Here is a 23,335-nt window from a genome sequence, read left to right as displayed (position 1 = left end):
GACTCCCCGCATGCCCAGAAACCCTGCCTCCCTGTCGCCCTCCGCCTTCCGCGACCTCCCGTCCGTGGTCTGGACGATCTTCGCGGGAACGATCGTCAACCGCCTCGGCTACCTGGTCACCCCGTTCCTGGTGTTCTTCCTGGCCTCGCGGGGAGTGACCGGCGGGGAATCCACGTACGTGCTCGGCGCGCTCGGCGCGGGCAACCTGATCGGCCCGGCCGTGGGCGGCATCCTCGCGGACCGGATCGGCCGCCGTCCCACGATGCTGATCGGCCTGGTCGGCGCGGCGGCGGCGCAGGGGGCCCTCTTCCTGGCGCCGGGGGTGTGGACGATGGCGGCGGCGGCGCTGCTGATCAGCGCGGCGGGCAGCCTGGTCTCCCCGGCGGCGTACGCGCTGCTGGCCGACGCCGTCGACAGCGAACGGCGCCGGCGCGCGTACGCCCTCTTCGGCTGGGGCGTGAACATCGGCACCGCGGTGGCGGGCGTCCTGGGCGGCTATCTGGCGGCGCAGGGGTACTGGCTGCTGTTCGCGGTCGACGCGGGCTCGATGCTGCTCTACGCGCTGGTCGTGGTGGCACGCATCGAGGAACCGAAGCGCGAGGGGACGCAGAGGCAGGCGAAGGACGGAATCGGCTACGGCGTGGTGATCCGCGACCGCCTGGCGATGCTCCTGCTCCCCCTCTTCGGGGTCCAGCTCTTCGTGTACTCGCTGACGGAGGTCGCACTCCCGCTGGCCGTCCGCGACAGCGGGCTCTCGCCGGCGGTGTACGGGGCGATGGCGGCGGTCAACGCAATCATGGTGGTCGCGCTGCAGCCCTTCGCGACGGCCTGGCTGTCCCGACTGCCGCAGCTCGTGGTGCAGAGCGCGGGCAGCGCGCTGATCGCGGTGGGCGTCGCACTGACCGGCCTGGCGGACAGCGTCGCCGGCTACACAATGTCGGTGGTGGTCTGGTCGCTGGGCGAGGTGGTCGTCGCGGGCATCGCGGCGGGCCTCTTCGCGAACCTGGCCCCGGCACACGCCCGGGGCCGCTACCAGGGAGCGTTCAGCTGGACGTGGGGCGTCGCCCGCTTCGGGGCGCTGACGCTGGGAGTGACGACCTACACGAGCCTGAGCCCGGCGACGCTGTGGTGGACGGCGCTGGTGGCGGGCACGGCGACGGCGGCGGCGACGCTGACCCTGAAGACCCGCATCGAACGCCGCACCAGCCACGCCCTGGCGGCCTGAGGGCTGAGGGTTACTTCCCGCCGGCCAGGACATGGGCCACGAGCGCGTTCGCGTGCCCGTGGCCCAGCCCGTACTCGGCCTTGAGCCAGGAGACGAGCTCCATGTGCTTGCTGAGCGGCGAGGCCTGGATGACCTCGAACCACTCGGAGACGGGCCGCCCGTACTTCTTCTCGATGGAGGGGAAGTAGCTGGCGGGACCCTTGACGGCGTTCTCGGACACGGTGCTCTCCTCAGCTGGTGGACTACGGAGGAGAAGACCGCCGGCCCGTCGAAAACTAATCGCGCCGGATGTGCTCGGGATCGATGTGGCGCCGCACCATGGGAACGGAGGCGACCGCGGCGGCGAGCATGACGCCCAGGGCGGAGGCGAACAACAAGGGCAACCCCTCCCAGTCCCAGTGCACCTCACCACCCCCGGTGATCAGATAACTGGACTCGGCAAGCCACCCGGTGACGATGGCGGCCCCCAACCCCACCACCAACGGCAACAACACCTGCACCACCTGCACCACCCGCAACGTCCCGGCCCGAGCCCCCAACAAGGCAAGCGCGGTCACCTGCCCCCGCCGCTCCATGGCCCGATCGGCCACGGACACGACAAACGCGGCAACCCCGATCACCAGCCCGAGCACCATCCCGACGACGAGCAGACTCCGAATCACGGTCAACTGAGCGAGCGAGTCGATGACAATCCCGACGGGCTCGACGGAGGCGGTGGGCGCGACGGCGCCGATACCGTCGAGAACGGAGCGGACGGTGTCGGGGTCGGAAGGACTGACGAGAACGAAGTGGGCGTCGGCGAGCTGGGTGCCTGGGGGGAGGAAGGAGGGAGGGATGAGCAGGCTTGGCCCGGCGAACTCGGAGGGATCGTAGGCCTGAATGGTCACAGTGTCCCGGGGGACGGAGACATTCAGCTTGTGTCCGTCAGTGAGGAGGAACGGGAAGCTGCGGCCGACGCGGGCATTCCGATCAGACAAGAAGGTCGGATCATCAATCCGCAGGACCTTGTCGTCGATGCATCCGTGCGTTGTTTTCGTGAAGGAAGCGAGTTGAGCGCACGTCGCAACGACGCCTTGGATGCTGGGTAGGTCCTCCTCCAACGTTGCCACCCATGACGTAACCACCAGACCATGGCCCTGTACTCCACTCAACGCCGCCATCTCTGTGCGCTGGTGGTCGCTCAGCTCATCTGCCAGAAGGCTGTACTCCTGGACCGGGGCCGTCCGCCGACTGACCTGATCCAATTCGATGAGCACCCCCTGGGTGAGCGAGGCGCCGAACACCAGCAGCACGAGCCCGGTGACCACCCTCAGGGCGCTCCCCGGATCGACCTCCGTGCGACGCATGGCCAGCGACAGGGGCAGCGATCGGGACATGCTCGCCAGGCGTCGCGAGAGCCATGCGGTGATCGGCGCCAGACCGAACACCAGCCCTGCCCCGGTCATCAGCACAGCGCCGGGAACCAGTACGGCGCTGGCCGATCCTCCTGACGGATCCCGTCCCATCGCGCTGAGCAGGCAGTATCCGCTGATGATTCCGAACCCGGGGATCAGCAACAGCGTCCCGTACTTCTTCGGAGGCTTACGCTCGCCGGTCCGGCGCACGCTGATGGGCGACTGGGCGGCCCGCCGCGCACTGGACTGCCCCACGACCCAGGCGAGGACAGGGCATCCCAGCAGACAGGCGGCGATGGTCGTCCCCTCCGGCCGCCCATCGGCCGGGTACCAGCGCAGGCCGGGCAACCCGATCCACGCCATGACTTCATTGATCCCGAGATAGCCGATGAGCCCGACGACAGCCCCCACGAAGGCGGCGACCACGCTCTCTGCGGCATTGACCCGCAGGGTGTCCCGCATGCTGAGGCCGACGAGCCGGAGTGCGGCGAGCCGGCGCGCACGGGATTCCCCGGAGAGCCGAGCGCAGACGGAGAGGAAGATGACGAGCGGGAGCAACACGATGCAGCCGAGAGTGAACCGCAGGATGTCCAGGGTGGAGGGGTCAATGACCTCATGCTTCGTGTACGTGGTGCCGAAGTGGCCGAGTGGTTCCGCCCCGCTCAGTTCATCGGCGTCGGTGCCGATATAGGCGTACAACTCGTCCGGCCCGCCCAATCCCTCCGGGCCAATGGTGCCGATCACACGACCGGGCACAAGTCCTGCGGCGCGGGGATTGGCTGCCAGGATCTCGTCCAGCTTCGGCGACACGATCGCTTCGCCCGTGCGAGGGAGTGCCTTGATTCCCGGAGGAACCGGCAGTGGGCCGACACCTCTGTGGCCGATGAAGACACGCCGCAGTGGTTGCGAGCCGTAGGGATCCAGGAATTCCTGGTAAACGGCATTCTTGTTCGGACCCGAGGAAACGGCGCGACTCGTCACCCGGGCGTCGTTGGCGGCGATGATCGTCGGAATGGTGAGTGCGGCGGCCAAGCAGGAAACCCCGAGCGCAGATCCGAGCGCCATCAGGAGGAAGCGGACCCGAGACCTGCGCCCACTTCCCCACAGCAGACGCATCCCGAGGACGAACGCGTTCACACGGCCACCCGTTGGGCCAGCACACCATCCGACATCGTGTACTGGGTGTCGGCCTTCGCAGCGACATCGGCGTCGTGCGTGACGATGACGACGGCGGTCTTCTGCCTTCTCGCCAGCTGAAGGAATTCATCGAGCACGGCAGCCGCGTTGGCGCTGTCGAGCGCTCCGGTGGGCTCGTCCGCGAACACCACGTCCGGCCGATGGACCAGAGCCCGCGCAACTGCCACGCGCTGGCTCTGGCCCCCCGACAGTTTTGACGTCCTGCGCCGCAACAGATCGCCCATCCCAAGCCGTCCCAGCACCTGGCCGGCCATGGCGTGGGCATGGGACTTACTGATGCCGGCGAGCCGGAGAGGAAGCGCCGCGTTCTCCTCGACGGTCAGTTCCGGCAGTAGTTCCCCGTACTGGAACACGAACCCCAGACGCGTGCGACGCAGGGCGCTGAGCTCCCCGTCGGGGAGAGATGAGAGCTGTTCTCCGTCGAAGGTCACCGTGCCGTTGGAGGGCGGTAGAACCCCGGCGAGGCAGTACAGCAGGGACGACTTCCCCGACCCGCTGCTGCCCATGATGGCGGCCACTTCGCCGCGCTTGAGCGTGAAATCGGCACCAGTTACCGCCTGCTGGGTGCCGTAGAAGAGATCCACGCCCTCGGCGCGGAGGATGACGTCCATCGTGCTGCGCACTCCTTTGGTGCGGGAGCCACCGGTGAGTGGCCCCCGCGAAGGTCGACTGCCCTACTTGCGCTTGTAGGACCTCGTCGGAGAGCAGTTGTCGGGGTGCAGGGAACCGCGGTTCTGGCACACGCGTACCTCCGCCGTGTTCGTGTACCGGCTGGCGCCGTCGTGGACGAGCTTGTCGAGCCAGACGTCCTTCTTCTGCACACCGTCGAAGCGATTCCACCCGTAGCCGTGCACCTTCACCTGCAAGTACACGTTGTGGTTGTCATCCACGCCGACGTCACGCAGCCGGCCCTTGATGTGGAAGGCGCCCTGCTGCACCTCAGCGGGCTCCCACTTGTACTTTCCTTCCGTGAACCGCGCTCCGGTCGTCTTGAAGAGCGCTACTCCGTGCCAAGAATCGGCCGCCGCCACCCCCATCCCCCCGAAGAAAAGTCCCGCAGCCGCGGCCGCCGTTGCCAACTTCCTCATTGATCGCCCCTGGTCGAGTCGAGTGTGCCGACTGGTCATCACAGAAAGTATCGGCATCACTACAGACCGGATGGCGAAGGAACGTACCTCCCGCCAATCACCCCCCGATCCAGTGAACGAGGCCCTCTGGGGCTCGCGTTCAGCCCTGCGGGCTATGTCTGCTCAGGGGCGGGGCATGTCCCGGGATTGCGTACGCGTGCGGTAACAGTGCTTACAGGTAAGGGAGTTCGGGAAGGTGGCGACGTTGCCGTGCCCCCAGCAGCACAACGGGCGGACCGGTCACCAGACCCGTCCGCCCGTGTCGCCCCGCCCCGCAGCTCAGCCCGCGAAGACCTCGCGGAGCTTCGACTCCTTCTCGCTGTCCAGGTTCGAGTGGATCAGCTCCGTGTGGCCGCCCGGGAAGGCCTCCCGTACGCGTTCCACCACCGCGTCCTGCGACAGCAGGAACAGCGCCGAAGTCCCCGGTGTCACCTTCGCCTTGACCGAGTCGATGAAGTCGTCGTCGATGCCGACGTCCGCCATCTTTCCGCCCAGCGCGCCCGCCGCCGCTCCGACCGCCGCGCCCAGCAGCGGCATGAAGAAGAGGATGCCGAAGAGCATGCCCCAGAAGGTGCCGGAGAGGGCGCCCGCGCCGGTGAGATTGTGGAGCTGCTTCGTCTTCGGCTTGGCCGCGTCCGCCGGCCAGCTGACCGTCGCCGCGTCGAGGACCTTGATCAGTTCCTGCTTCTGCAGCTGGAGCAGGGTGTCCTCCACGGCTGCCGCGCCCTCGGGCGCATCGAATTTCCACACGGTCAACGTGGCCACGTCCAGCCTCCAGAAGCTCGCCCTACGGCGATCGGCAACAGGTATGGCCCAGTAAAAGCGGTTCGGATGAAAGGTGCATCTTTGGGCATCTTTCGATGAAACGGTCAGCGAGGGGGTGGTCGTCGCAGGATCGTCCCCGTGGGAGTGAGTGCCGCCCCTGCCCCGTGTAGTCGGACGGCGCGCGCGGCAAAGTCGAAGGGCCCCACCGCGAACGGTGGGGCCCTTCGACAACGTGCCCGGTGAGGCACTGGCGGAGGATACGAGATTCGAACTCGTGAGGGGTTGCCCCCAACACGCTTTCCAAGCGTGCGCCCTAGGCCTCTAGGCGAATCCTCCGTGGAGAACATTACATGACCGGAGAGGGTGCTCGCGCACACGATTCCGGGCGGGGGTCCGGAGAAGGGTGCAGGTCGGTGGGGATGGCCGGGGCGGGGCTCGGATCGGGTACGCTGGGCGCAGCCCCTCACGCGGTGCTATCTGACTGAACTCCCCCAGGGCCGGAAGGCAGCAAGGGTAGGTCGGCTCTGGCAGGTGCGTGGGGGGCGCTTGCGTTCCCCACGGACGCGGATCGGTTCCCCGGGATAGTGATCAGTTCCCCGGGATGGTGATCGGTTCCCCGGGATGGTGATCAGTTCCCCCGGGCGCGGATCGGTTCCCCTCCCCCCGGGCGCGGATCGGCCCCCCGGGCGCGGATCGGTTCCCCCGGGCATCGATCGGTTCCCCCTGGCATCGATCGGTTTTCCCGGGTTGTCGGTGGGCGCCTATAACCTCGTATACGTGTCGTCTCTCGCGCTGTACCGCCGCTATCGCCCCGAGTCCTTCGCCGAGGTCATCGGGCAGGAGCATGTCACCGACCCGTTGCAGCAGGCCCTGCGGAACAACCGGGTCAATCACGCGTACCTGTTCAGCGGGCCGCGAGGGTGCGGAAAGACGACCAGTGCGCGGATCCTCGCGCGCTGTCTGAACTGTGAGCAGGGGCCCACGCCCACTCCGTGCGGCGAGTGTCAGAGCTGTCGCGACCTCGCGCGGAACGGCCCCGGGTCCATCGACGTCATCGAGATCGACGCCGCCTCGCACGGTGGTGTGGACGACGCCCGTGACCTGCGGGAGAAGGCCTTCTTCGGGCCCGCCTCCAGCCGGTACAAGATCTACATCATCGACGAGGCCCACATGGTCACCTCGGCGGGCTTCAACGCCCTCCTGAAGGTGGTCGAGGAGCCGCCGGAGCACCTCAAGTTCATCTTCGCCACCACCGAGCCCGAGAAGGTCATCGGGACCATTCGTTCCCGGACCCATCACTACCCCTTCCGGCTCGTGCCGCCGGGGACGCTTCGGGAGTACCTCGGCGAGGTGTGCGGGCGCGAAGGGATTCCCGTCGAGGACGGCGTGCTGCCGCTGGTCGTCCGCGCCGGCGCCGGGTCCGTGCGTGACTCGATGTCCGTCATGGACCAGCTGCTCGCCGGTGCCGCCGACGACGGTGTGACGTATGCCATGGCGACCTCTCTCCTCGGGTACACCGACGGGTCGCTGCTCGACGCTGTCGTCGACGCCTTCGCGGCCGGGGACGGTGCCGCCGCGTTCGAGGTCGTCGACCGGGTCATCGAGGGCGGCAACGACCCCCGGCGGTTCGTCGCCGACCTCCTGGAGCGGCTGCGGGACCTCGTGATCCTCGCCGCGGTGCCCGACGCCGCCGAGAAGGGGCTCATCGACGCCCCCGTCGACGTCATCGAGCGCATGCAGGCGCAGGCGTCCGTGTTCGGGGCCGCCGAGCTCAGCCGCGCCGCCGATCTCGTGAACGCCGGACTGACCGAGATGCGCGGCGCCACCTCGCCCCGGCTCCAGCTGGAGCTGATCTGCGCGCGCGTGCTGCTGCCCGCCGCCTTCGACGACGAGCGTTCCCTCCAGGCGCGGCTCGACCGGCTGGAGCGCGGGGCCGCCGCCGCGCCCGCGCCGGTCTTCACGCCCGGACCCCCGGCGCCCGCCATGGGGTACGTCCCCGGGCCCGAGGCCCACACGCCGATGGCCCCGCCGCCGCCCGCCCCCGCGCCCGTCCCGCAGCCGGCCCCCGCGCCCGTGCAGGCCGCCGCTCCCGTACAGGCTCCCGTGCACGAGCAGCCCGCCGCCGCGCGGCCCGGTGCCTGGCCCGGCGCCGCCACCCCCGGCGGCGGTGCCCCCGGTGCCTGGCCCGGCGCGTCCGCACCCCCGGCGCCCGCCGCCCCGGCCCCCGCGCCCGTACAGGCGCAGCCCGCGCCGCAGGCTCCCGCTCCGGCTTCCGCCGGCGGGGACACGGCCCAGGTGCGGAACCTGTGGCCGCAGATCCTCGACGCCGTGAAGAACCGGCGCCGCTTCACCTGGATCCTGCTCAGCCAGAACGCCCAGGTGGCCGGGTTCGACGGCACGACGCTCCAGCTCGGCTTCCTCAACGCCGGCGCCCGCGACAACTTCGCGAGCAGTGGCAGCGAGGAGGTCCTCAAGCAGGCCCTCGCCGAGCAGTTCAACGTGAACTGGAAGATCGAGGCGATCATCGACCCCTCGGGCGGCTCCGCGCCCCCGCCCGCCGCCACCGGCTTCGGCGGCGGGTCCGGCGGCGGCTTCGGGGGCGGCGGCTTCGGCGGTGGAGGTGGCGGCCGGCCCGCCGCTCCCGCTCCCTCGCCCGCCTTCCAGCAGGCGCCGCCGCCCGCTCCCGTACAGGCTCAGGCCGCCCCGGCGCCCGCTTTCCAGCAGGCCCCGCCGTCGGCCCCCGCGCCCGCGTACACGCCGCCCGCGCCGCAGCCAGTGGCGCCCGAGGACGACGTCCCGGAGGAGGACGACCCGGACCTCGTCGACTCCGCGCTCTCGGGGCACGACCTGATCGTGCGCGAGCTGGGAGCCACGGTTGTGGAGGAATACACGAACGAGTAGGGGCGTCTCGCTCGGTGGCCCGCACAAGGGGCATGCCGCCCCGCGGGCTACCCTGGCAGGCGTGAAGGTCCTCGTCATCGGCGGCGGCGCCCGCGAACACGCCCTGTGCCGCTCTCTCTCCCTCGATCCCGACGTCACCGCTCTGCACTGCGCGCCCGGCAACGCCGGAATCGCGGAGGTCGCCGAGCTGCACCCCGTCGACCAGCTGGACGGCGCGGCCGTAGCCGCGCTCGCCACCGAGCTCGGCGCCGAGCTGGTCGTCGTCGGCCCGGAGGCCCCGCTCGTCGCCGGCGTCGCCGACGCCGTCCGCGCGGCCGGCATCCCGGTCTTCGGCCCGTCCCAGGAGGCGGCGCAGCTGGAGGGCTCCAAGGCGTTCGCCAAGGACGTCATGGCCGGCGCCGGGGTCCCCACCGCCCGCAGCTACGTCTGCACCACCCCGGCCGAGATCGACGAGGCGCTCGACGCCTTCGGCGCTCCGTACGTGGTGAAGGACGACGGCCTCGCGGCCGGCAAGGGCGTCGTCGTCACCGAGGACGTGGACAAGGCCCGGGCGCACGCGCTCGCCTGCGACCGGGTGGTCATCGAGGAGTACCTCGACGGTCCCGAGGTCTCCCTCTTCGCGATCACCGACGGCACGACCGTCCTCCCGCTGAAGCCCGCGCAGGACTTCAAGCGCGCGCTCGACGGCGACGAGGGCCCGAACACCGGTGGCATGGGCGCCTACTCGCCGCTGCCCTGGGCCGACCCGAAGCTGGTCGAGGAGGTCCTGGAGACCGTCCTGCAGCCGACGGTCGACGAGCTGCGCCGCCGCGGCACCCCGTTCTCCGGCCTTCTCTACGCGGGTCTGGCGATCACCAGCCGCGGGGTGCGGGTCATCGAGTTCAACGCGCGCTTCGGCGACCCCGAGACCCAGGTCGTCCTGGCCCGTCTCAAGACCCCGCTCGCGGGCGTCCTGCTGCACTCCGCCAACGGCACCCTGGACGACCAGGCCCCGCTGAGCTGGAGCGACGAGGCCGCCGTCACCGTGGTCGTCGCCTCGCACAACTACCCGGACACCCCGCGCACGGGCGACCCGATCGAGGGCCTGGACGAGGTCGCGGAGAAGGACGCCCCCCACGCGTACGTGCTCCACGCCGGTACGAAGCGGGGCGAGGACGGCGCGGTCCTGAGCGCCGGCGGGCGCGTCCTCTCGGTCACCGCCACCGGTTCGGACCTGGCGCAGGCCCGTGAGCGCGCGTACGCGGCGGTCGGCCGCATCCGCCTTGACGGTTCGCAGCACCGCACGGACATCGCGCGGAAGGCCGCCGAGGCCTGATTCCACTCGATTTCGCCGGAATCCTCGCGATTCCACTTGTGGCCGTGCGGTGCGGAACCTGTGCACCACACGGCCACACCTGCGCCATCACCTTTACCCAAAGCCATTCCATCGAGTGACGGCTCGGCCATACGGATGACGCCCGCCACAGCCCCAACTAGGGTGCGGCGAAGGCATTCCGGCACTTGGCCCACCGGCATTGCGATGTCAGTGGCGGGTGCCACAGTGGGGGAGTGAGCAACACCGCCACAGGCAGTCCCGTCGAGGACAGGAGGGGGTGATGAACGGCGTGTCCGGTACCGGTTCCGTTGTCGGCGAGGAGTGGGGTGCGCGCGCCGCGCGCTCCCGGGCCCTCGCCGTCCTCCGCGTCCGCGGCAGGGCGCTGGGCCTCGCGGTGCTCCCCGCCGCGGTGGCCGTCGTCCTGTACGCGGGCGGGGTCACCGGCCACTTCACGGGAGCGGGCTGGGACACGGCCCGCTGGATCGTGACCGTCCTCGCCGTGCTCGTCCTCCTCGCCGCCACGGCCGTCGCCCTCGTCGTCGCCCGGGCGCGTCCCGCGGCCACGCCGACGGTGGAGCTCGCCGAGACCGCCGCCCCCGATCTGTACCGCCTCGTCCGTGACCTGGCGGACCGGCTCGACGTCCCGCCGCCCGCCGCGATAGCCCTGACGCCGGACTGCGACAGCTGGCTGGAGGACCGCACCCACCGGGCCCACCGCCTGCACCGCACGTCCGGCGGCGACGGCGCTCCTGTCCTGGTCATAGGCTCGCCGTTCCTGTGGTGGATGCGCGTCGGCGAGCTGCGGGCGGTCCTCGCCCCCGTCGTCGCCGGTACGGGGCCGGCCGCCCATCCCGACATAGCCGCGGCCCGCCGCTTCGTCCGCGGGCTGGACGCCGCCGTCGCCGTTCCCCGGGACCCCGGCCTCGATCCGCTCCGCAGGCTCGGCGCCCACGGTGTCGGGCAGGTCGCGCGCGTGCTGCTGCGCGCGTGTCGCGGGCACGCCGCCGAGATGGAGCGCGGGGTCGCCGCCGCCGGTTCGGAGCGCGCCCAGGCGGTGGACTACGGCGTACGGATCGTCGCCCAGGAGCAGGTCGGCCTGGCCTACGCGGGCTGGGACCGGCTCCTGACCCGGGTCGCGCTGCCCGCCTGGCGCATGGGCCGCTGGCCCGCCAAGCTCGACGCGGGCGTGGTCTCCGCGCTGACCGAGCTCTCCCGCCGCGACCGGCTCGCGGAGGGCTTCTCCTCCCGGCTCGGCGAGCGCCCCGCCTGCGATCTCCTGGAGGAGCCCGGCGCCGTCGACGAGGCCACCTCGCTGCTCGCCGCCCGCCTCTTCCACGGCGGTCCGGCCGAGCCCGGTCCCGACTGGGCCCCGGTGGAGTGGAGCCAGTACCCGGAGGAGGTCGTCGACCGGAAGTGGCGCACCGACGCGGCCCGTCTGCACCAGGTTCTCGACGGCCTGGGCGTGGCGGAGGCCTCCGGCGGCCGGGGCTCCGGCGCGGCCGGTCCGACCCTGACCCGCGTGATGGCCCATCTGACGACCTCCCGGCCCGCGCCCACCGCCACCGCGGGGCCCGACGAGGACGACGACGAGCCGGTCAATCCCGCCGCCGAGGCGCTCGCCGGAGCGCTCAGCGCGCTGCTCGCGCGGGAGGAGGCGGCCCGCGAGGCCCGCGTCGCCGCGGCGGCCGAGACCGCCCGCACGGCGGAGCGGAGCCGGAAGGCGGAGAAGGGCCGGACGGGCGAGAAGGGGCGCACGGCCGAGAAGGGCCGGAAGGCCGCCCCGCACGTGGCCGTCAGCGGCCCCGACGGGCCCCTGCCGCTTTTCCCGCTCCAGCCGCCCCGCACCGGCCGCGACCTGCTCGCCGACCACGTGACCGCGATGGTCTGCTGCGCGGCCGTCGACACCGCCGAGGCCGCCGCGGGCCTCGACTGGCTCGACGGGCCGGCCCTGCTCGTCGGCGGCGAGCGCGCGGCGGACCTCGGTCCCCGGGTCCTCGCCCTCGTCGAGGACGGCGACCCCGAGCCCCTCCGGGCCTGGCTCACCCTCACCGGAGTGCGCCCGGAGAAGCCCGTACGCCTGGTCTGAGAGCCACCGGACCCACCAGAAGCCGGAGCTCGGGCTTCCACTCTCGCCAATTCACGACGAACGGTGACGGAGTGCGTGCGTTATGTGATGTGCTGGAGACCGTCACTGACAGAGGCACACAGCACGGGCACGAAGACAGAGGCACGAGCCACAGGCACTGACCGGCCGACCGGGGGAGTCGAGGGAGGGGCGCACATGGGGGCGGAGCAGATCAGACGGTGGGAGTCGGGTGCGCTGGCGCACGCCGTCTCCGATCCCTTCGGCCAGGGCCCGCTGCCCTGGCTGCGCGGCTCGGAGAACTACTTCGACGACACCGGTCAGATGGTCCCCTGGTACGCGGACGAGATCCTGGCCCGGGGCGGCACCGGCGGCCCGCGCACGGCCGACGACGTCCGGCGCCAGATCAAGGGCTTCGCGTCCGACGGGGCCGTGGCGCCGGGCGAGTCGATCGACTTCCACATCACCGTGGACCCGCCGCAGCAGTTCTCGGTCGACGTCTACCGGATCGGGCACTACGGCGGCGACGGCGCCGCGAAGATCACCACCAGTCCGCGCCTCTCCGGGATCGTCCAGCCGGCCCCGCTCACCGCCGACCGCACGGTCTCCTGCCACCACTGGTGGCAGTCCTGGCGGCTCCAGGTCCCCACGTACTGGTCGATCGGCGCGTACGTCGCCGTCCTCACCACCGCCGACGGCTACCGCTCGCACATCCCCTTCACGGTCCGCGACAACCACCCGGCGGATCTGCTCCTCGTCCTCCCGGACGTGACCTGGCAGGCGTACAACCTCTACCCGGAGGACGGCCACACCGGCGCCAGCCTCTACCACGCCTGGGACGAGGAGGGCCGGCTGCTCGGCGAGGAGGAGGCGGCCGTCACCGTCTCCTTCGACCGCCCGTACGCGGGCGCGGGGCTGCCCCTGCACGTCGGCCACGCCTACGACTTCATCCGGTGGGCCGAGCGCTACGGCTACGACCTGGCGTACGCGGAGACCCGCGACCTGCACGCCGGCCGGGTCGACCCGGGCCGCTACCGGGGTCTGGTCTTCCCGGGCCACGACGAGTACTGGTCGGCGCCGATGCGCCGGACCGTCGAACTCGCCCGCGACCAGGGCACCTCGCTCGTCTTCCTCTCCGCCAACACCATGTACTGGCAGGTGGAGCTGGGCCCTTCGCCGTCCGGGGTGCCGGACCGCCTCCTCACCTGCCGCAAGCGGCGCGGCCCCGGCCGCCCGGCGCTCTGGCGCGAGGTCGACCGGCCCGAGCAGCAGCTCCTCGGCATCCAGTACGCGGGCCGGGTGCCCGAACCGCACCCGCTGGTCGTCCGGAACGCCGACCACTGGATCTGGGAGGCCACCGGAGCGGGAGACGGCGACGAGCTCCCGGGCCTGGTCGCGGGCGAGGCCGACCGCTACTTCCCGCGCACCGCGCTCCCGGAGCACCAGGGCCGGATCCTGCTCTCCCACTCGCCGTACCGGGACAGCGAAGGTGCCCTGCGCCACCAGGAGACGAGTCTCTACCGGGCCCCTTCCGGGGCGTGGGTCTTCGCGTCGGGCACCTTCGCCTGGTCGCCGGCGCTCGACCGGCCCGGCCACGTCGACGCCCGGATCCAGCGCGCGACCGCGAACCTCCTCGACCGCATCTGCAAAAGGGACTGAGGCAGAAGGGACCGAGGCGGGCGGGACCGAGGCAGGCGGGACCGTGGCGGGCGGGACCGTGGCGGGCGGGACCGTGGCGGGCGGGACCGTGGCGGGCGGGACCGTGGCGGGCGGGACCGAGGCGGGCGGGACCGAGGCGGGCGGGACCGAGGCAGGCCGGACCGAGGCGGGCGGGACCGAGGCAGGCCTGACCGTGCGGAGGGACTGAGCGGGGGCTCACAGGGCCTGGCGGCGGGATCCGGCCGGATGTGCGAGAGAATCGGACTCGCTCCTGGATCAACCTACGCGGAGGAACCGTGTCCGGATTCGTAGAAAAGCCCGAGCCCGTCCAGGTCCCGGGCCTGACCCATCTCCACACGGGCAAAGTGCGCGAGCTGTACCAGAACGAGGCCGGTGACCTCGTCATGGTGGCGAGCGACCGCATGTCCGCGTACGACTGGGTGCTGCCCACCGAGATCCCCGACAAGGGCCGCGTCCTCACCCGGCTCTCCCTGTGGTGGTTCGACCAGCTCGCCGACATCGTCCCGAACCACGTGCTGTCCACCGAGCTGCCGGCCGGCGCCCCCGCCGACTGGGAGGGCCGGACGACCGTCTGCAAGCGGCTGGACATGGTCCCGGTCGAGTGCGTCGCCCGCGGCTACCTCACCGGCTCCGGCCTCGTCGAGTACAACGAGTCCCGCACGGTCTGCGGCCTCGCGCTCCCCGAGGGCCTGAGCGACGGCTCCGAGCTGCCCGCCCCGATCTTCACCCCGGCCACCAAGGCCGCGGTCGGCGACCACGACGAGAACGTGTCGTACGAGGAGGTCGCCCGCCAGGTCGGCTCCGAGACCGCCGCCCAGCTGCGCCAGACGACCCTCGCCGTGTACGGCCGGGCCCGGGACATCGCCCGCGAGCGCGGCATCATCCTCGCCGACACCAAGTTCGAGTTCGGTTTCGAGGGCTCCGACCTGGTCCTCGCCGACGAGGTCCTCACCCCGGACTCGTCCCGCTTCTGGCCGGCCGACCAGTGGCAGCCGGGCCGCGCCCAGCCCTCGTACGACAAGCAGTTCGTGCGGGACTGGCTGACGTCCCCGGCCTCCGGCTGGGACCGCAAGAGCGAGCAGCCGCCGCCGGCGCTGCCGCAGGAGGTCGTGGACGCGACCCGCGCCAAGTACATCGAGGCGTACGAGCTGCTGACCGGGACGGCCTGGTAGACAACGAGAAAGCCCCCGGTCGATTCGACCGGGGGCTTCTTCATGGAGCGGACGACGAGATTCGAACTCGCGACCCTCACCTTGGCAAGGTGATGCTCTACCAACTGAGCCACGTCCGCATGCGCCGTAGCGCGCTGCTAACTATACCCAACCCGGACGGTGCTCGTGACACACCGCCGTGTGGGGCCCTTCACATTCTCCGGGAACACGACAAAGGCCCCGGTTCCTGAGAACCGGGGCCTTTGCTCCCTGAGCGGACGACGAGATTCGAACTCGCGACCCTCACCTTGGCAAGGTGATGCTCTACCAACTGAGCCACGTCCGCATTGCTACCGGTCAGCTTTCGCTGCTCGGTGCGAGCACCACTCTACCTGATCCACCGGAGTGGTCGGTAACGCGTTTCTCGCAGAGCGGGTGACAGGGATTGCACACTGCGCCTTCCCCCTGGAAGGGGGCTGTTCTGCTACTGAACTACACCCGCACGCTGCTGGGGACTTGGCTTTTTCGGCCTCGCCCCTCGGCGTGATCCAGACTCTAGCCGATCACAGGGGGTGCAATGCAAATCGGCTCCGGCCGGGCCTCCCCGGCCGGGCTCGCCCCCCCGCTCGGGCCCCGCTCAGCTCGCCGCGCGGAAGGCCTCGTAGACGCGCTTCGGGATCCGGCCGCGGGCCGGGACGTCCATCTTGTTGGACTGGGCCCAGGCGCGGACCGCCGCCGGATCGGGGGCGAGGGCGGTGTGGACGTACGAGTCGGCCGGGGCGCTCCGGCGGGCCGCCGCCCTGGCCGGCAGCTTGCGGCCGGCGGCGAGGTAGGGCGCGAGGGCCTTGCGGAGTTTCTTTGCATTGGCAGCATTCAGGTCGATCTCGTACATCTTCCCGTCGAGGCCGAACGCGACCGTTTCAGCCGCTTCTCCGCCGTCGATGTCGTCGGAGAGAGTGACCACCACACGCTGAGCCACGGATATCGGTCCTTTCCTGCGGCCGCCGAGGCCGACGGAGCGCTTGTGGCGCCCCTGACGTGCGACGATGCCGACCGTACGGCTGTGCCGGGACAATGCTGCTTTCTTCTGGATTCCTTTGTACAGCGGCAGGCGTCGCATTGTGAAGCCCTGCCAATTGTTTCAGCGTGTCCCGGTGCAATGCGGTCCGCAATATTTCACTCGAATTTTGTGCGGAGTGTGTGCCCGGCGCGCGGATGGTGTTCGTGCGGCACACGCCGTCCTGAACCGGGCTTTTGTAGGATCCTTCAGATCTCTACCCGCGTAGAATTTGGAGGCAGGTACGCTGAGGGAACCGCCCACGCAACACACCACCGGGAGTGCCAGTGGCACGCGTCGTAGTCGACGTCATGCTCAAGCCGGAGATCCTCGACCCTCAGGGGCAGGCGGTGCAGCGTGCACTGCCTCGCCTGGGATTCGCCGGAATCGCCGACGTCCGTCAGGGGAAGCGCTTCGAGCTGGAGGTGGAGGGACCGGTCGACGACGCCGCCCTCGCCCGCATCCATGAGATGGCCGAAACCTTCCTTGCCAACACCGTGATCGAAGACTTCGTCGTGAAGGTGGAGTCGTGACCGCACGCATCGGCGTCGTCACGTTCCCCGGAACGCTCGACGACCAGGACGCGCTGCGCGCCGCCCGCCTCGCGGGCGCCGAGCCCGTCTCGCTCTGGCACCGCGACAAGGACCTCAAGCAGGTCGACGCCGTGGTCCTGGCCGGTGGCTTCTCCTACGGCGACTACCTGCGGGCCGGAGCCATCTCCCGCTTCTCGCCGGTGATGGAGACGATCATCGAGCAGGCGAAGGCGGGCATGCCCGTCCTCGGCATCTGCAACGGCTTCCAGATCCTCACCGAGGCCCATCTGCTGCCGGGCGCGATGCTCCGCAACAACCACCTCCACTTCATCTGCCGCGACCAGAAGCTGCGGGTGGAGAACGCGGAGACCGCCTGGACCTCGGACTACACCGAGGGCCAGGAGATCGAGGTCCCGCTCAAGAACATGGACGGCCGGTACGTCGCCGACGAGCGCACGCTCGACGAGCTGGAGGCCGAGGGGCGGGTCGCCTTCCGCTACCTGGACATGAACCCCAACGGCTCGCTGCGCGACATCGCGGGCATCACCAACGCCGCGGGCAACGTGGTCGGCCTCATGCCGCACCCGGAGCACGCCGTCGAGCCGCTGGTCGGCACCGGCAAGACGGACGGCCTCGGTTTCTTCACCTCGATCCTCAAGAAGCTGGTCAACGCCTGATGAGCCTCGACACCGTCAAGCACGCGAGCGAGACGCCGGACAGCGAGCAGCCCTGGAAGGAGCTCGGCCTCAAGGAGGACGAGTACGCGCGCATCCGCGAGATCCTCGGCCGCCGTCCCACCGGCGCCGAGCTCGCCATGTACTCCGTCATGTGGTCCGAGCACTGCTCCTACAAGAGCAGCAAGGTCCACCTGAAGCAGTTCGGCGAGAAGACCCCCGAGAACGACGCCATGCTCGTCGGCATCGGCGAGAACGCGGGCGTCGTCGACGTCGGCCAGGGGTACGCGGTCACCTTCAAGGTCGAGTCGCACAACCACCCCTCGTACATCGAGCCCTACCAGGGCGCGGCCACCGGCGTCGGCGGCATCGTCCGCGACATCCTCGCCATGGGTGCCCGCCCGGTCGCGGTCGTCGACCCGCTGCGCTTCGGCGCGGCCGACCACCCCGACACCAAGCGCGTGCTGCCCGGTGTCGTCGCCGGCATCGGCGGCTACGGCAACTGCCTGGGCCTGCCGAACATCGGCGGCGAGGTCGTCTTCGACTCCTGCTACCAGGGCAACCCGCTGGTCAACGCCGGCTGCATCGGCGTGATGAAGCACGAGGACATCCACCTCGCCAAGGCCTCCGGCCCCGGCAACAAGGTCATCCTGTACGGCGCCCGCACGGGTGGCGACGGCATCGGCGGCGTCTCGGTCCTCGCGTCCGAGACCTTCGACGACACCAAGCCCACCAAGCGGCCCGCCGTCCAGGTCGGTGACCCCTTCCAGGAGAAGCTCCTCATCGAGTGCACCCTGGAGATCTTCAAGGAGAAGCTGGTCGCGGGCATCCAGGACCTCGGCGGCGCCGGGCTCTCCTGTGCCACGTCCGAGCTGGCCTCCGCGGGCTCCGGCGGCATGCGGGTCGACCTGGAGAAGGTCCACCTGCGCGACGCCACGCTCTCGCCCGAGGAAATCCTCATGAGCGAGTCGCAGGAGCGCATGTGCGCGATCGTCGAGCCGCAGCACGTCGACCGCTTCCTCGAGATCTGCGAGAAGTGGGACGTCATCGCCGTCGTCATCGGTGAGGTGACCGAGGGCGAGCGCCTGGAGATCTTCTGGCACGGCGAGCAGATCGTCGACGTGCCGCCGCGTTCCGTCGCCCACGAGGGCCCGACCTACCACCGGCCGTTCGCGCGCCCGGACTGGCAGGACGCCCTCCAGGCCGACGACGCCGGCAAGCTGCCCCGGCCGCAGAACGGCGCCGAGCTGAAGGACCAGGTCCTCAAGCTCGTCTCCTCCCCGAACCAGGCCTCGAAGTCCTGGATCACGGACCAGTACGACCGGTTCGTGCAGGGCAACACGGTCCTGGCGCAGCCCGAGGACGCGGGCATGGTCCGGATCGACGAGGAGACCAACCTCGGCGTGGCCATGGCGACCGACGGCAACGGCCGGTACGCGAAGCTCGACCCGTACACGGGCGCGCAGCTCGCGCTGGCGGAGGCGTACCGCAACGTCGCCGCCTCCGGTGCCAAGCCGCTCGCCATCTCGGACTGCCTGAACTTCGGTTCGCCCGAGGACCCGGCCGTGATGTGGCAGTTCGCCGAGGCCACCCGTGGTCTCGCGGACGGCTGCCTCCAGCTCGGCACCCCGGTCACCGGCGGCAATGTGTCGCTGTACAACCAGACCGGTGAGGTCGCCATCCACCCGACGCCCGTCGTGGCCGTCCTCGGTGTGATCGACGACGTCAACCGCCGCACCCCGATCGCCTTCGCGGAAGAGGGCCAGCTCCTCTACCTGCTCGGCGACACGCGTGAGGAGTTCGGCGGCTCGGCCTGGTCCGAGGTGATCCACCAGCACCTCGGCGGCATGCCGCCGGCCGTGGACCTCGACCGGGAGAAGCTGCTCGGCGAGATCCTGATCTCGGCCTCGCGCGACGGCATGATCGACGCGGCGCACGACCTGTCCGACGGCGGTCTCGTGCAGGCGGTCGTCGAGTCCTGCCTGCGCGGCGGGAACGGCGCGCGTCTGGTCGTCCCGGAGGGCCTGGACGCCTTCACGTTCCTCTTCAGCGAGTCGGCGGGCCGTGCGGTCGTCGCCGTCCCGCGCAGCGAGGAGCTCCGCTTCACCGACATGTGCGGTGCGCGGGGTCTGCCGGCGACCCGGATCGGTGTCGTCGACGGCGACGCGGTGGACGTGCAGGGCGAGTTCGCGCTCTCCCTCACGGAGCTGCGCGAGGCGCACGAGGCGACGATCCCGGGCCTGCTGGCCTGATCGGTCCCTGACGAGTACGGCAGAAGCCCCCGCCCTGGCCCAGGGCGGGGGCTTCGCTCTGCCGGTCAGTCGTCCAGGGAGCCGGTCAGTCGTCCAGGGAGAGGAAGGCGTCCGCCTCCTCGATGTCCTCGACGCACTCGTCGATGTCGGTGGCCTTGCCGCCGATGAGGGTGAAGAAGAGGCCGCCTCTCATCGAGATCCCTCGGTCGCCGTGGTCGGCGTGCCACTTGTGGGTCGTGATCACATGCCCTCGCCCGTCGACGAAGACGCCGTCGAGCTCGATGCGCATGGTGCCGCCGGTGTACTCGAAGATGTCCCCGTAGTGCGCGAGGATGTTGTCCCGGCCCTTGAAGTGCCCGCCGAACCGGGTGCTGCCGGGCGAGTGGTGGGTGCAGTCACTGGTCAGCAGGGCGCCCAGTGCCTCCATGTCGCCCTTGCCGAACGCTTCGTAGCCCTGCCGCACGGCGGCGGCGTCGGGGTGCTCGTGATGGGTCATGGTCCCGGTCACTGCCTTTCGCGAAGGACCTGCCCCCCTCCCTCCAGTCTCGGGGCTAGCCTCTGCCCATGCCACCTGCCAAGAAGCGCACCCGCAGCTACGACTCCGCGAAGACCCGGGCCGCGGTCCTGGCCCAGTTCGGGCACGTACGGGAGGCGGTGGCCGCGCTGACGCCCGAGCAGTTGGACGGTCCGACCCGGCTGGGGGAGTGGACGGTACGGGACCTGGTGGGGCACTTCTCGATGGTGCTCGGCTCGGTCGTGCGGTACCTGGAGGCGCCGGAGCCCGCGGCGCGGGAACTGGCCCTCCTCGACTGGCCCCCGGCCACGGTCGCCGCGGCGGCCCGTATCGACGCGGACACCCGGGCGGTGGACACCGGCGACCCGGTGGGGCTCCTCGCGCGGACCGCCGCCCGTTACGAGGAGCTGGTGGCCTCCGCCTCCGACGAGCGGCTGGTCCCGGCCCGTTTCGGTGCCATGACCCTCGGGGACTTCCTCGTCACCCGCACCGTCGAACTCGTCGTCCACACCGACGACCTGAACGCGGCGACCGGCGCCGGCGTCCCGTACGACCGCCGGGCCCTCGCCGCCTGCACCCGGCTCCTCGCCGACACGCTCGCGGTGAAGGCGCCGGGCGGGGCGGTGGAGGTGCGGATCCCGCCGTACGCGGTGGTGCAGTGCGTGGAGGGCCCCCGGCACACCCGGGGCACCCCGCCGAACGTGGTGGAGACGGACCCGCTGACCTGGATCCGGCTCGCGACGGGCCGTACGGAGTGGGCGGCGGAGCTGGACGCGGCGCACATCAGCGCGAGCGGGGAGCGGGCGGACCTGAAGGACCTGCTGCCCCTGATGGGGTAACCGCCGGAACCGTACGGCGGCTCGTTCCGTCCCACCGGCATGCCGAAGCCACGCGCACTCGTCGTCCTGGTCCCCCTCCTGCTGCTCACCGCCTGCGGTACGGAGGGAGGGGCGGGGAGCGGCGCGGACACCCTCTCGCCCGACCTGCCGGTCGCCGGCACGCACTGGACGGTGAACGCCGTCACGGTCGACGGCCGCAGGTCGGCCGCGCCCGACGGCGCGCGCGTCGACTTCGAGGACGGCCGGGCCCGGGGGAACACCGGCTGCAACACCTTCGGCGCCGGTGTGGTGCTCAAGGGCGACACCCTCACCGTCAGCCAGGACGAGGTGACCGAGATCGGCTGCCCCGGCGACCGGGAGCGCTTCGAGAAGGAGCTCCTGAAGGCCTTCTCGGGCCCGTTGAAGGGGACGTTGAAGGGCGACGACCTGCGCCTCGCCTCGTCCGACGGGCGCAACAGCGTGGAGCTGACCGCCGAGGGGGCCGTCCCGCTGCGCGGCACCACCTGGAAGATCGACGGGCTGGTCTCGAAGGAGACGGCGTCCTCCCTGCCCGCCGGCAGCGGCGACAAGGCGCGGTTCGTCGTCGGCGCCGACGGCCGGGTCACCGGCAACCTGGGCTGCAACAACTTCTCCGCGCACGCCCGCCTCGACGAGAAGGCCCGGACCCTCACCGTCGAGGGCCCGGCGGCGACGACCCGGATGATCTGCACGCCCCCGCAGATGGACCTGGAGACGCGGCTGTACGAGCTCCTCGACGGCCCGCTCACGTATCGGCTGAACCACCGAAGCCTGACCCTCACCGACGCCTCCGGGGAGGGGTTCACGGCGACCGCGGCCGCCCGCTGAGCGGACGAGGACTGCGGCGTCCGTCACATCGCGGGACCGCCCCGGGCCTGGTACGAGCGTCCGCTCGCCGGGGCCCGGGGGTCGGAATCCCTTACCCCGCCTGCTTCGTGGGCCCCTCCAAGCCGCAATTGATCATTTTGTGCGATCGCACGAGTGCGGGCACCCCTGGTTTTCCTCAATTCGGACCAGTGGTCGAGCCCGTCTACACTCGGAAACGTGCCACGCGGAGACGGTCGACTCAATCACGATCTGCTCCCCGGTGAGAAAGGCCCCCAGGACGCTTGTGGCGTCTTCGGTGTCTGGGCTCCGGGTGAAGAGGTCGCAAAGCTCACGTACTTCGGGCTCTACGCCCTCCAGCATCGGGGTCAGGAATCCGCGGGAATCGCGGTAAGCAACGGCTCCCAGATCCTCGTCTTCAAGGACATGGGACTTGTCTCCCAGGTCTTCGACGAGACTTCTCTCGGTTCACTCCAGGGTCATATCGCGGTCGGTCACGCCCGCTACTCGACCACTGGTGCGTCCGTGTGGGAGAACGCGCAGCCGACGTTCCGGGCGACCGCCCACGGCTCGATCGCGCTCGGCCACAACGGCAACCTGGTGAACACGGCGCAGCTCGCCGAGATGGTCGCCGACCTCCCCAAGCGGGAAGGCCGCGCCACCCAGGTCGCCGCCACCAACGACACCGACCTGGTCACCGCGCTCCTCGCGGGCCAGGTGGACGAGGACGGCACGCCGCTCACCATCGAGCAGGCGGCCGCGAAGGTCCTCCCCGAGGTCCGGGGCGCCTTCTCCCTCGTCTTCATGGACGAGCACACGCTCTACGCGGCCCGTGACCCGCAGGGCATCCGCCCGCTGGTCCTCGGCCGTCTGGAGCGCGGCTGGGTCGTCGCCTCCGAGTCCGCCGCCCTCGACATCTGCGGCGCCAGCTTCGTCCGCGAGGTCGAGCCGGGCGAGATGATCGCGATCGACGAGAACGGCATCCGTACCTCGCGATTCGCGGAAGCGAAGCCCAAGGGCTGCGTCTTCGAGTACGTGTACCTGGCCCGCCCGGACACCGACATCGCCGGCCGGAACGTGTACCTCTCCCGCGTCGAGATGGGCCGCCGCCTCGCCAAGGAGGCGCCGGTCGAGGCCGACCTGGTGATAGCGACGCCGGAGTCCGGCACCCCGGCCGCCATCGGCTACGCCGAGGCCTCGGGCATCCCCTTCGGCGCCGGCCTGGTGAAGAACGCCTACGTCGGGCGCACCTTCATCCAGCCCTCCCAGACCATCCGCCAGCTGGGCATCCGGCTGAAGCTGAACCCCCTCAAGGAAGTCATCAAGGGGAAGAAGCTCGTGGTCGTCGACGACTCGATCGTCCGCGGCAACACCCAGCGCGCCCTGGTCCGGATGCTCCGCGAGGCCGGTGCGGCCGAGGTCCACATCCGGATCTCCTCGCCGCCGGTCAAGTGGCCCTGCTTCTTCGGCATCGACTTCGCGACCCGCGCGGAGCTGATCGCCAACGGGATGTCGGTCGACGAGATCGGCAAGTCGCTGGGCGCGGACTCGCTCTCGTACATCTCCCTGGAGGGGATGATCGAGGCGACCACGATCCAGAAGCCGAACCTCTGCCGTGCCTGCTTCGACGGCGAGTACCCGATGGAGCTGCCGGACCCCGAGCTGCTCGGCAAGCAGCTCCTGGAGACCGAGCTGGCCGCCGGGCCGGCCGCCACCGCGGCCTCCGACGCCCTCCGTCGCCCGTAAGACCCCGCTGCGACCCGCAGTACGACACGAAAGTTCTCA

General features: G+C 70.7%; 19 protein-coding genes, 4 tRNA genes and 1 other RNA gene. 13 read left to right on the top strand and 11 right to left on the bottom strand.

Translation table 11 applies throughout. From position 1 onward, the window contains the following. Positions 1–10: 10 nt before the first annotated feature. Positions 11–1,225, top strand: a complete 1,215-nt coding sequence (locus ACF07V_RS33865; RefSeq protein ID WP_392159510.1) for an MFS transporter — start codon at positions 11–13, stop codon at positions 1,223–1,225. 10 nt (positions 1,226–1,235) lie between these two features. Here ACF07V_RS33865 and ACF07V_RS33860 read toward each other — a convergent pair whose 3' ends face one another. From ACF07V_RS33860 to ACF07V_RS33835, 6 genes are all read right to left on the bottom strand, one after another. After that, positions 1,236–1,445 (bottom strand): DUF4287 domain-containing protein, encoded by a 210-nt coding sequence (locus ACF07V_RS33860; protein WP_392159509.1) that lies wholly within the window; start codon positions 1,443–1,445, stop codon positions 1,236–1,238. Between the two features lie 55 nt (positions 1,446–1,500). Further along, complete coding sequence (locus ACF07V_RS33855) at positions 1,501–3,756, bottom strand: FtsX-like permease family protein (protein WP_392159508.1); 2,256 nt, start codon at positions 3,754–3,756, stop codon at positions 1,501–1,503. Continuing rightward, complete coding sequence (locus tag ACF07V_RS33850) at positions 3,753–4,427, bottom strand: ABC transporter ATP-binding protein (protein WP_392159507.1); 675 nt, start codon at positions 4,425–4,427, stop codon at positions 3,753–3,755. Before ACF07V_RS33850 ends, ACF07V_RS33855 begins: the two co-directional genes overlap by 4 nt. Before the next feature lie 63 nt (positions 4,428–4,490). Continuing rightward, the gene (locus ACF07V_RS33845) at positions 4,491–4,904 is read right to left on the bottom strand and encodes a hypothetical protein (RefSeq protein ID WP_392159506.1); all 414 of its coding nucleotides are present in this window, start codon (positions 4,902–4,904) and stop codon (positions 4,491–4,493) included. 318 nt (positions 4,905–5,222) lie between these two features. Then, positions 5,223–5,708 (bottom strand): DUF1269 domain-containing protein, encoded by a 486-nt coding sequence (locus ACF07V_RS33840; protein WP_392159505.1) that lies wholly within the window; start codon positions 5,706–5,708, stop codon positions 5,223–5,225. Between the two features lie 248 nt (positions 5,709–5,956). Further along, positions 5,957–6,044, bottom strand: a tRNA-Ser gene (locus ACF07V_RS33835). A 118-nt stretch (positions 6,045–6,162) separates the two neighbouring features. Here ACF07V_RS33835 and ffs point away from each other — a divergent pair. The 6 genes from ffs (at position 6,163) to ACF07V_RS33805 (ending at position 14,859) form a co-directional block, all read left to right on the top strand. Next, positions 6,163–6,261, top strand: an RNA gene (gene ffs / locus ACF07V_RS33830) — signal recognition particle sRNA small type. A 224-nt stretch (positions 6,262–6,485) separates the two neighbouring features. Next, positions 6,486–8,609: a DNA polymerase III subunit gamma and tau gene (locus ACF07V_RS33825; RefSeq protein WP_392159504.1), complete on the top strand. Its 2,124-nt coding sequence runs from the start codon at positions 6,486–6,488 to the stop codon at positions 8,607–8,609. A 61-nt stretch (positions 8,610–8,670) separates the two neighbouring features. Continuing rightward, positions 8,671–9,924 carry a phosphoribosylamine--glycine ligase gene (gene purD, locus ACF07V_RS33820; RefSeq protein WP_392159503.1) on the top strand — a complete coding sequence of 418 codons (1,254 nt, stop codon included), beginning with the start codon at positions 8,671–8,673 and terminating at the stop codon, positions 9,922–9,924. A gap of 280 nt (positions 9,925–10,204) precedes the next feature. Further along, entirely contained in the window at positions 10,205–12,010 is a 1,806-nt protein-coding gene (locus tag ACF07V_RS33815) for a hypothetical protein (RefSeq protein ID WP_392159502.1), read from the top strand. Between the two features lie 195 nt (positions 12,011–12,205). Further along, complete coding sequence (locus tag ACF07V_RS33810; protein WP_392159501.1) at positions 12,206–13,666, top strand: N,N-dimethylformamidase beta subunit family domain-containing protein; 1,461 nt, start codon at positions 12,206–12,208, stop codon at positions 13,664–13,666. 296 nt (positions 13,667–13,962) lie between these two features. Beyond that, a complete protein-coding gene (locus tag ACF07V_RS33805) occupies positions 13,963–14,859 on the top strand; it encodes a phosphoribosylaminoimidazolesuccinocarboxamide synthase (RefSeq protein WP_392159500.1) in 897 nt (298 codons plus the stop codon). Positions 14,860–14,902: 43 nt separating this feature from the next. Here ACF07V_RS33805 and ACF07V_RS33800 read toward each other — a convergent pair. The 4 genes from ACF07V_RS33800 to ACF07V_RS33785 all read right to left on the bottom strand — a co-directional run bounded on the left by ACF07V_RS33800 (position 14,903) and on the right by ACF07V_RS33785 (position 15,817). After that, positions 14,903–14,978, bottom strand: a tRNA-Gly gene (locus tag ACF07V_RS33800). Between the two features lie 133 nt (positions 14,979–15,111). After that, a tRNA-Gly gene (locus tag ACF07V_RS33795) sits at positions 15,112–15,184 on the bottom strand. A gap of 84 nt (positions 15,185–15,268) precedes the next feature. Next, a tRNA-Gly gene (locus ACF07V_RS33790) sits at positions 15,269–15,340 on the bottom strand. Between the two features lie 135 nt (positions 15,341–15,475). After that, positions 15,476–15,817, bottom strand: coding sequence for an Lsr2 family protein (locus ACF07V_RS33785; RefSeq protein WP_392159499.1), 342 nt, complete (start codon positions 15,815–15,817; stop codon positions 15,476–15,478). 365 nt (positions 15,818–16,182) lie between these two features. On the opposite strand from ACF07V_RS33785, the gene purS reads away from it, so the two are divergent. From purS to purL, 3 genes are read left to right on the top strand one after another with little or no spacing between them, the layout of a single operon-like run. Further along, the gene (gene purS, locus ACF07V_RS33780; RefSeq protein ID WP_015035032.1) at positions 16,183–16,428 is read left to right on the top strand and encodes a phosphoribosylformylglycinamidine synthase subunit PurS; all 246 of its coding nucleotides are present in this window, start codon (positions 16,183–16,185) and stop codon (positions 16,426–16,428) included. Beyond that, complete coding sequence (gene purQ, locus ACF07V_RS33775; protein WP_225804323.1) at positions 16,425–17,105, top strand: phosphoribosylformylglycinamidine synthase subunit PurQ; 681 nt, start codon at positions 16,425–16,427, stop codon at positions 17,103–17,105. Before purS ends, purQ begins: the two co-directional genes overlap by 4 nt. Beyond that, positions 17,105–19,354: a phosphoribosylformylglycinamidine synthase subunit PurL gene (purL, locus tag ACF07V_RS33770; RefSeq protein WP_392159498.1), complete on the top strand. Its 2,250-nt coding sequence runs from the start codon at positions 17,105–17,107 to the stop codon at positions 19,352–19,354. Before purQ ends, purL begins: the two co-directional genes overlap by 1 nt. An 85-nt stretch (positions 19,355–19,439) precedes the next feature. Here the strand turns inward: purL and ACF07V_RS33765 are convergent, their stop codons facing one another. Continuing rightward, on the bottom strand, positions 19,440–19,850 hold the full coding sequence (locus ACF07V_RS33765) for a nuclear transport factor 2 family protein (protein ID WP_392159497.1): 411 nt from the start codon (positions 19,848–19,850) through the stop codon (positions 19,440–19,442). Between the two features lie 68 nt (positions 19,851–19,918). Here ACF07V_RS33765 and ACF07V_RS33760 point away from each other — a divergent pair, with 68 nt between their 5' ends. From ACF07V_RS33760 to purF, 3 genes are all read left to right on the top strand, one after another. Then, positions 19,919–20,707, top strand: coding sequence for a sterol carrier family protein (locus tag ACF07V_RS33760; protein WP_392159496.1), 789 nt, complete (start codon positions 19,919–19,921; stop codon positions 20,705–20,707). Positions 20,708–20,746: 39 nt separating this feature from the next. Further along, on the top strand, positions 20,747–21,553 hold the full coding sequence (locus ACF07V_RS33755) for an META domain-containing protein (RefSeq protein WP_392159495.1): 807 nt from the start codon (positions 20,747–20,749) through the stop codon (positions 21,551–21,553). Between the two features lie 216 nt (positions 21,554–21,769). Further along, positions 21,770–23,296 (top strand): amidophosphoribosyltransferase, encoded by a 1,527-nt coding sequence (purF, locus tag ACF07V_RS33750; RefSeq protein ID WP_376591743.1) that lies wholly within the window; start codon positions 21,770–21,772, stop codon positions 23,294–23,296. Positions 23,297–23,335 lie beyond the last annotated feature (39 nt).

Source organism: Streptomyces sp. NPDC015661 (genome assembly GCF_043077765.1).
GTDB lineage: Bacteria > Actinomycetota > Actinomycetes > Streptomycetales > Streptomycetaceae > Streptomyces.
Note: the sequence above shows the minus strand (reverse complement) of the source record. Positions and strands in the feature narration are given on the sequence as shown.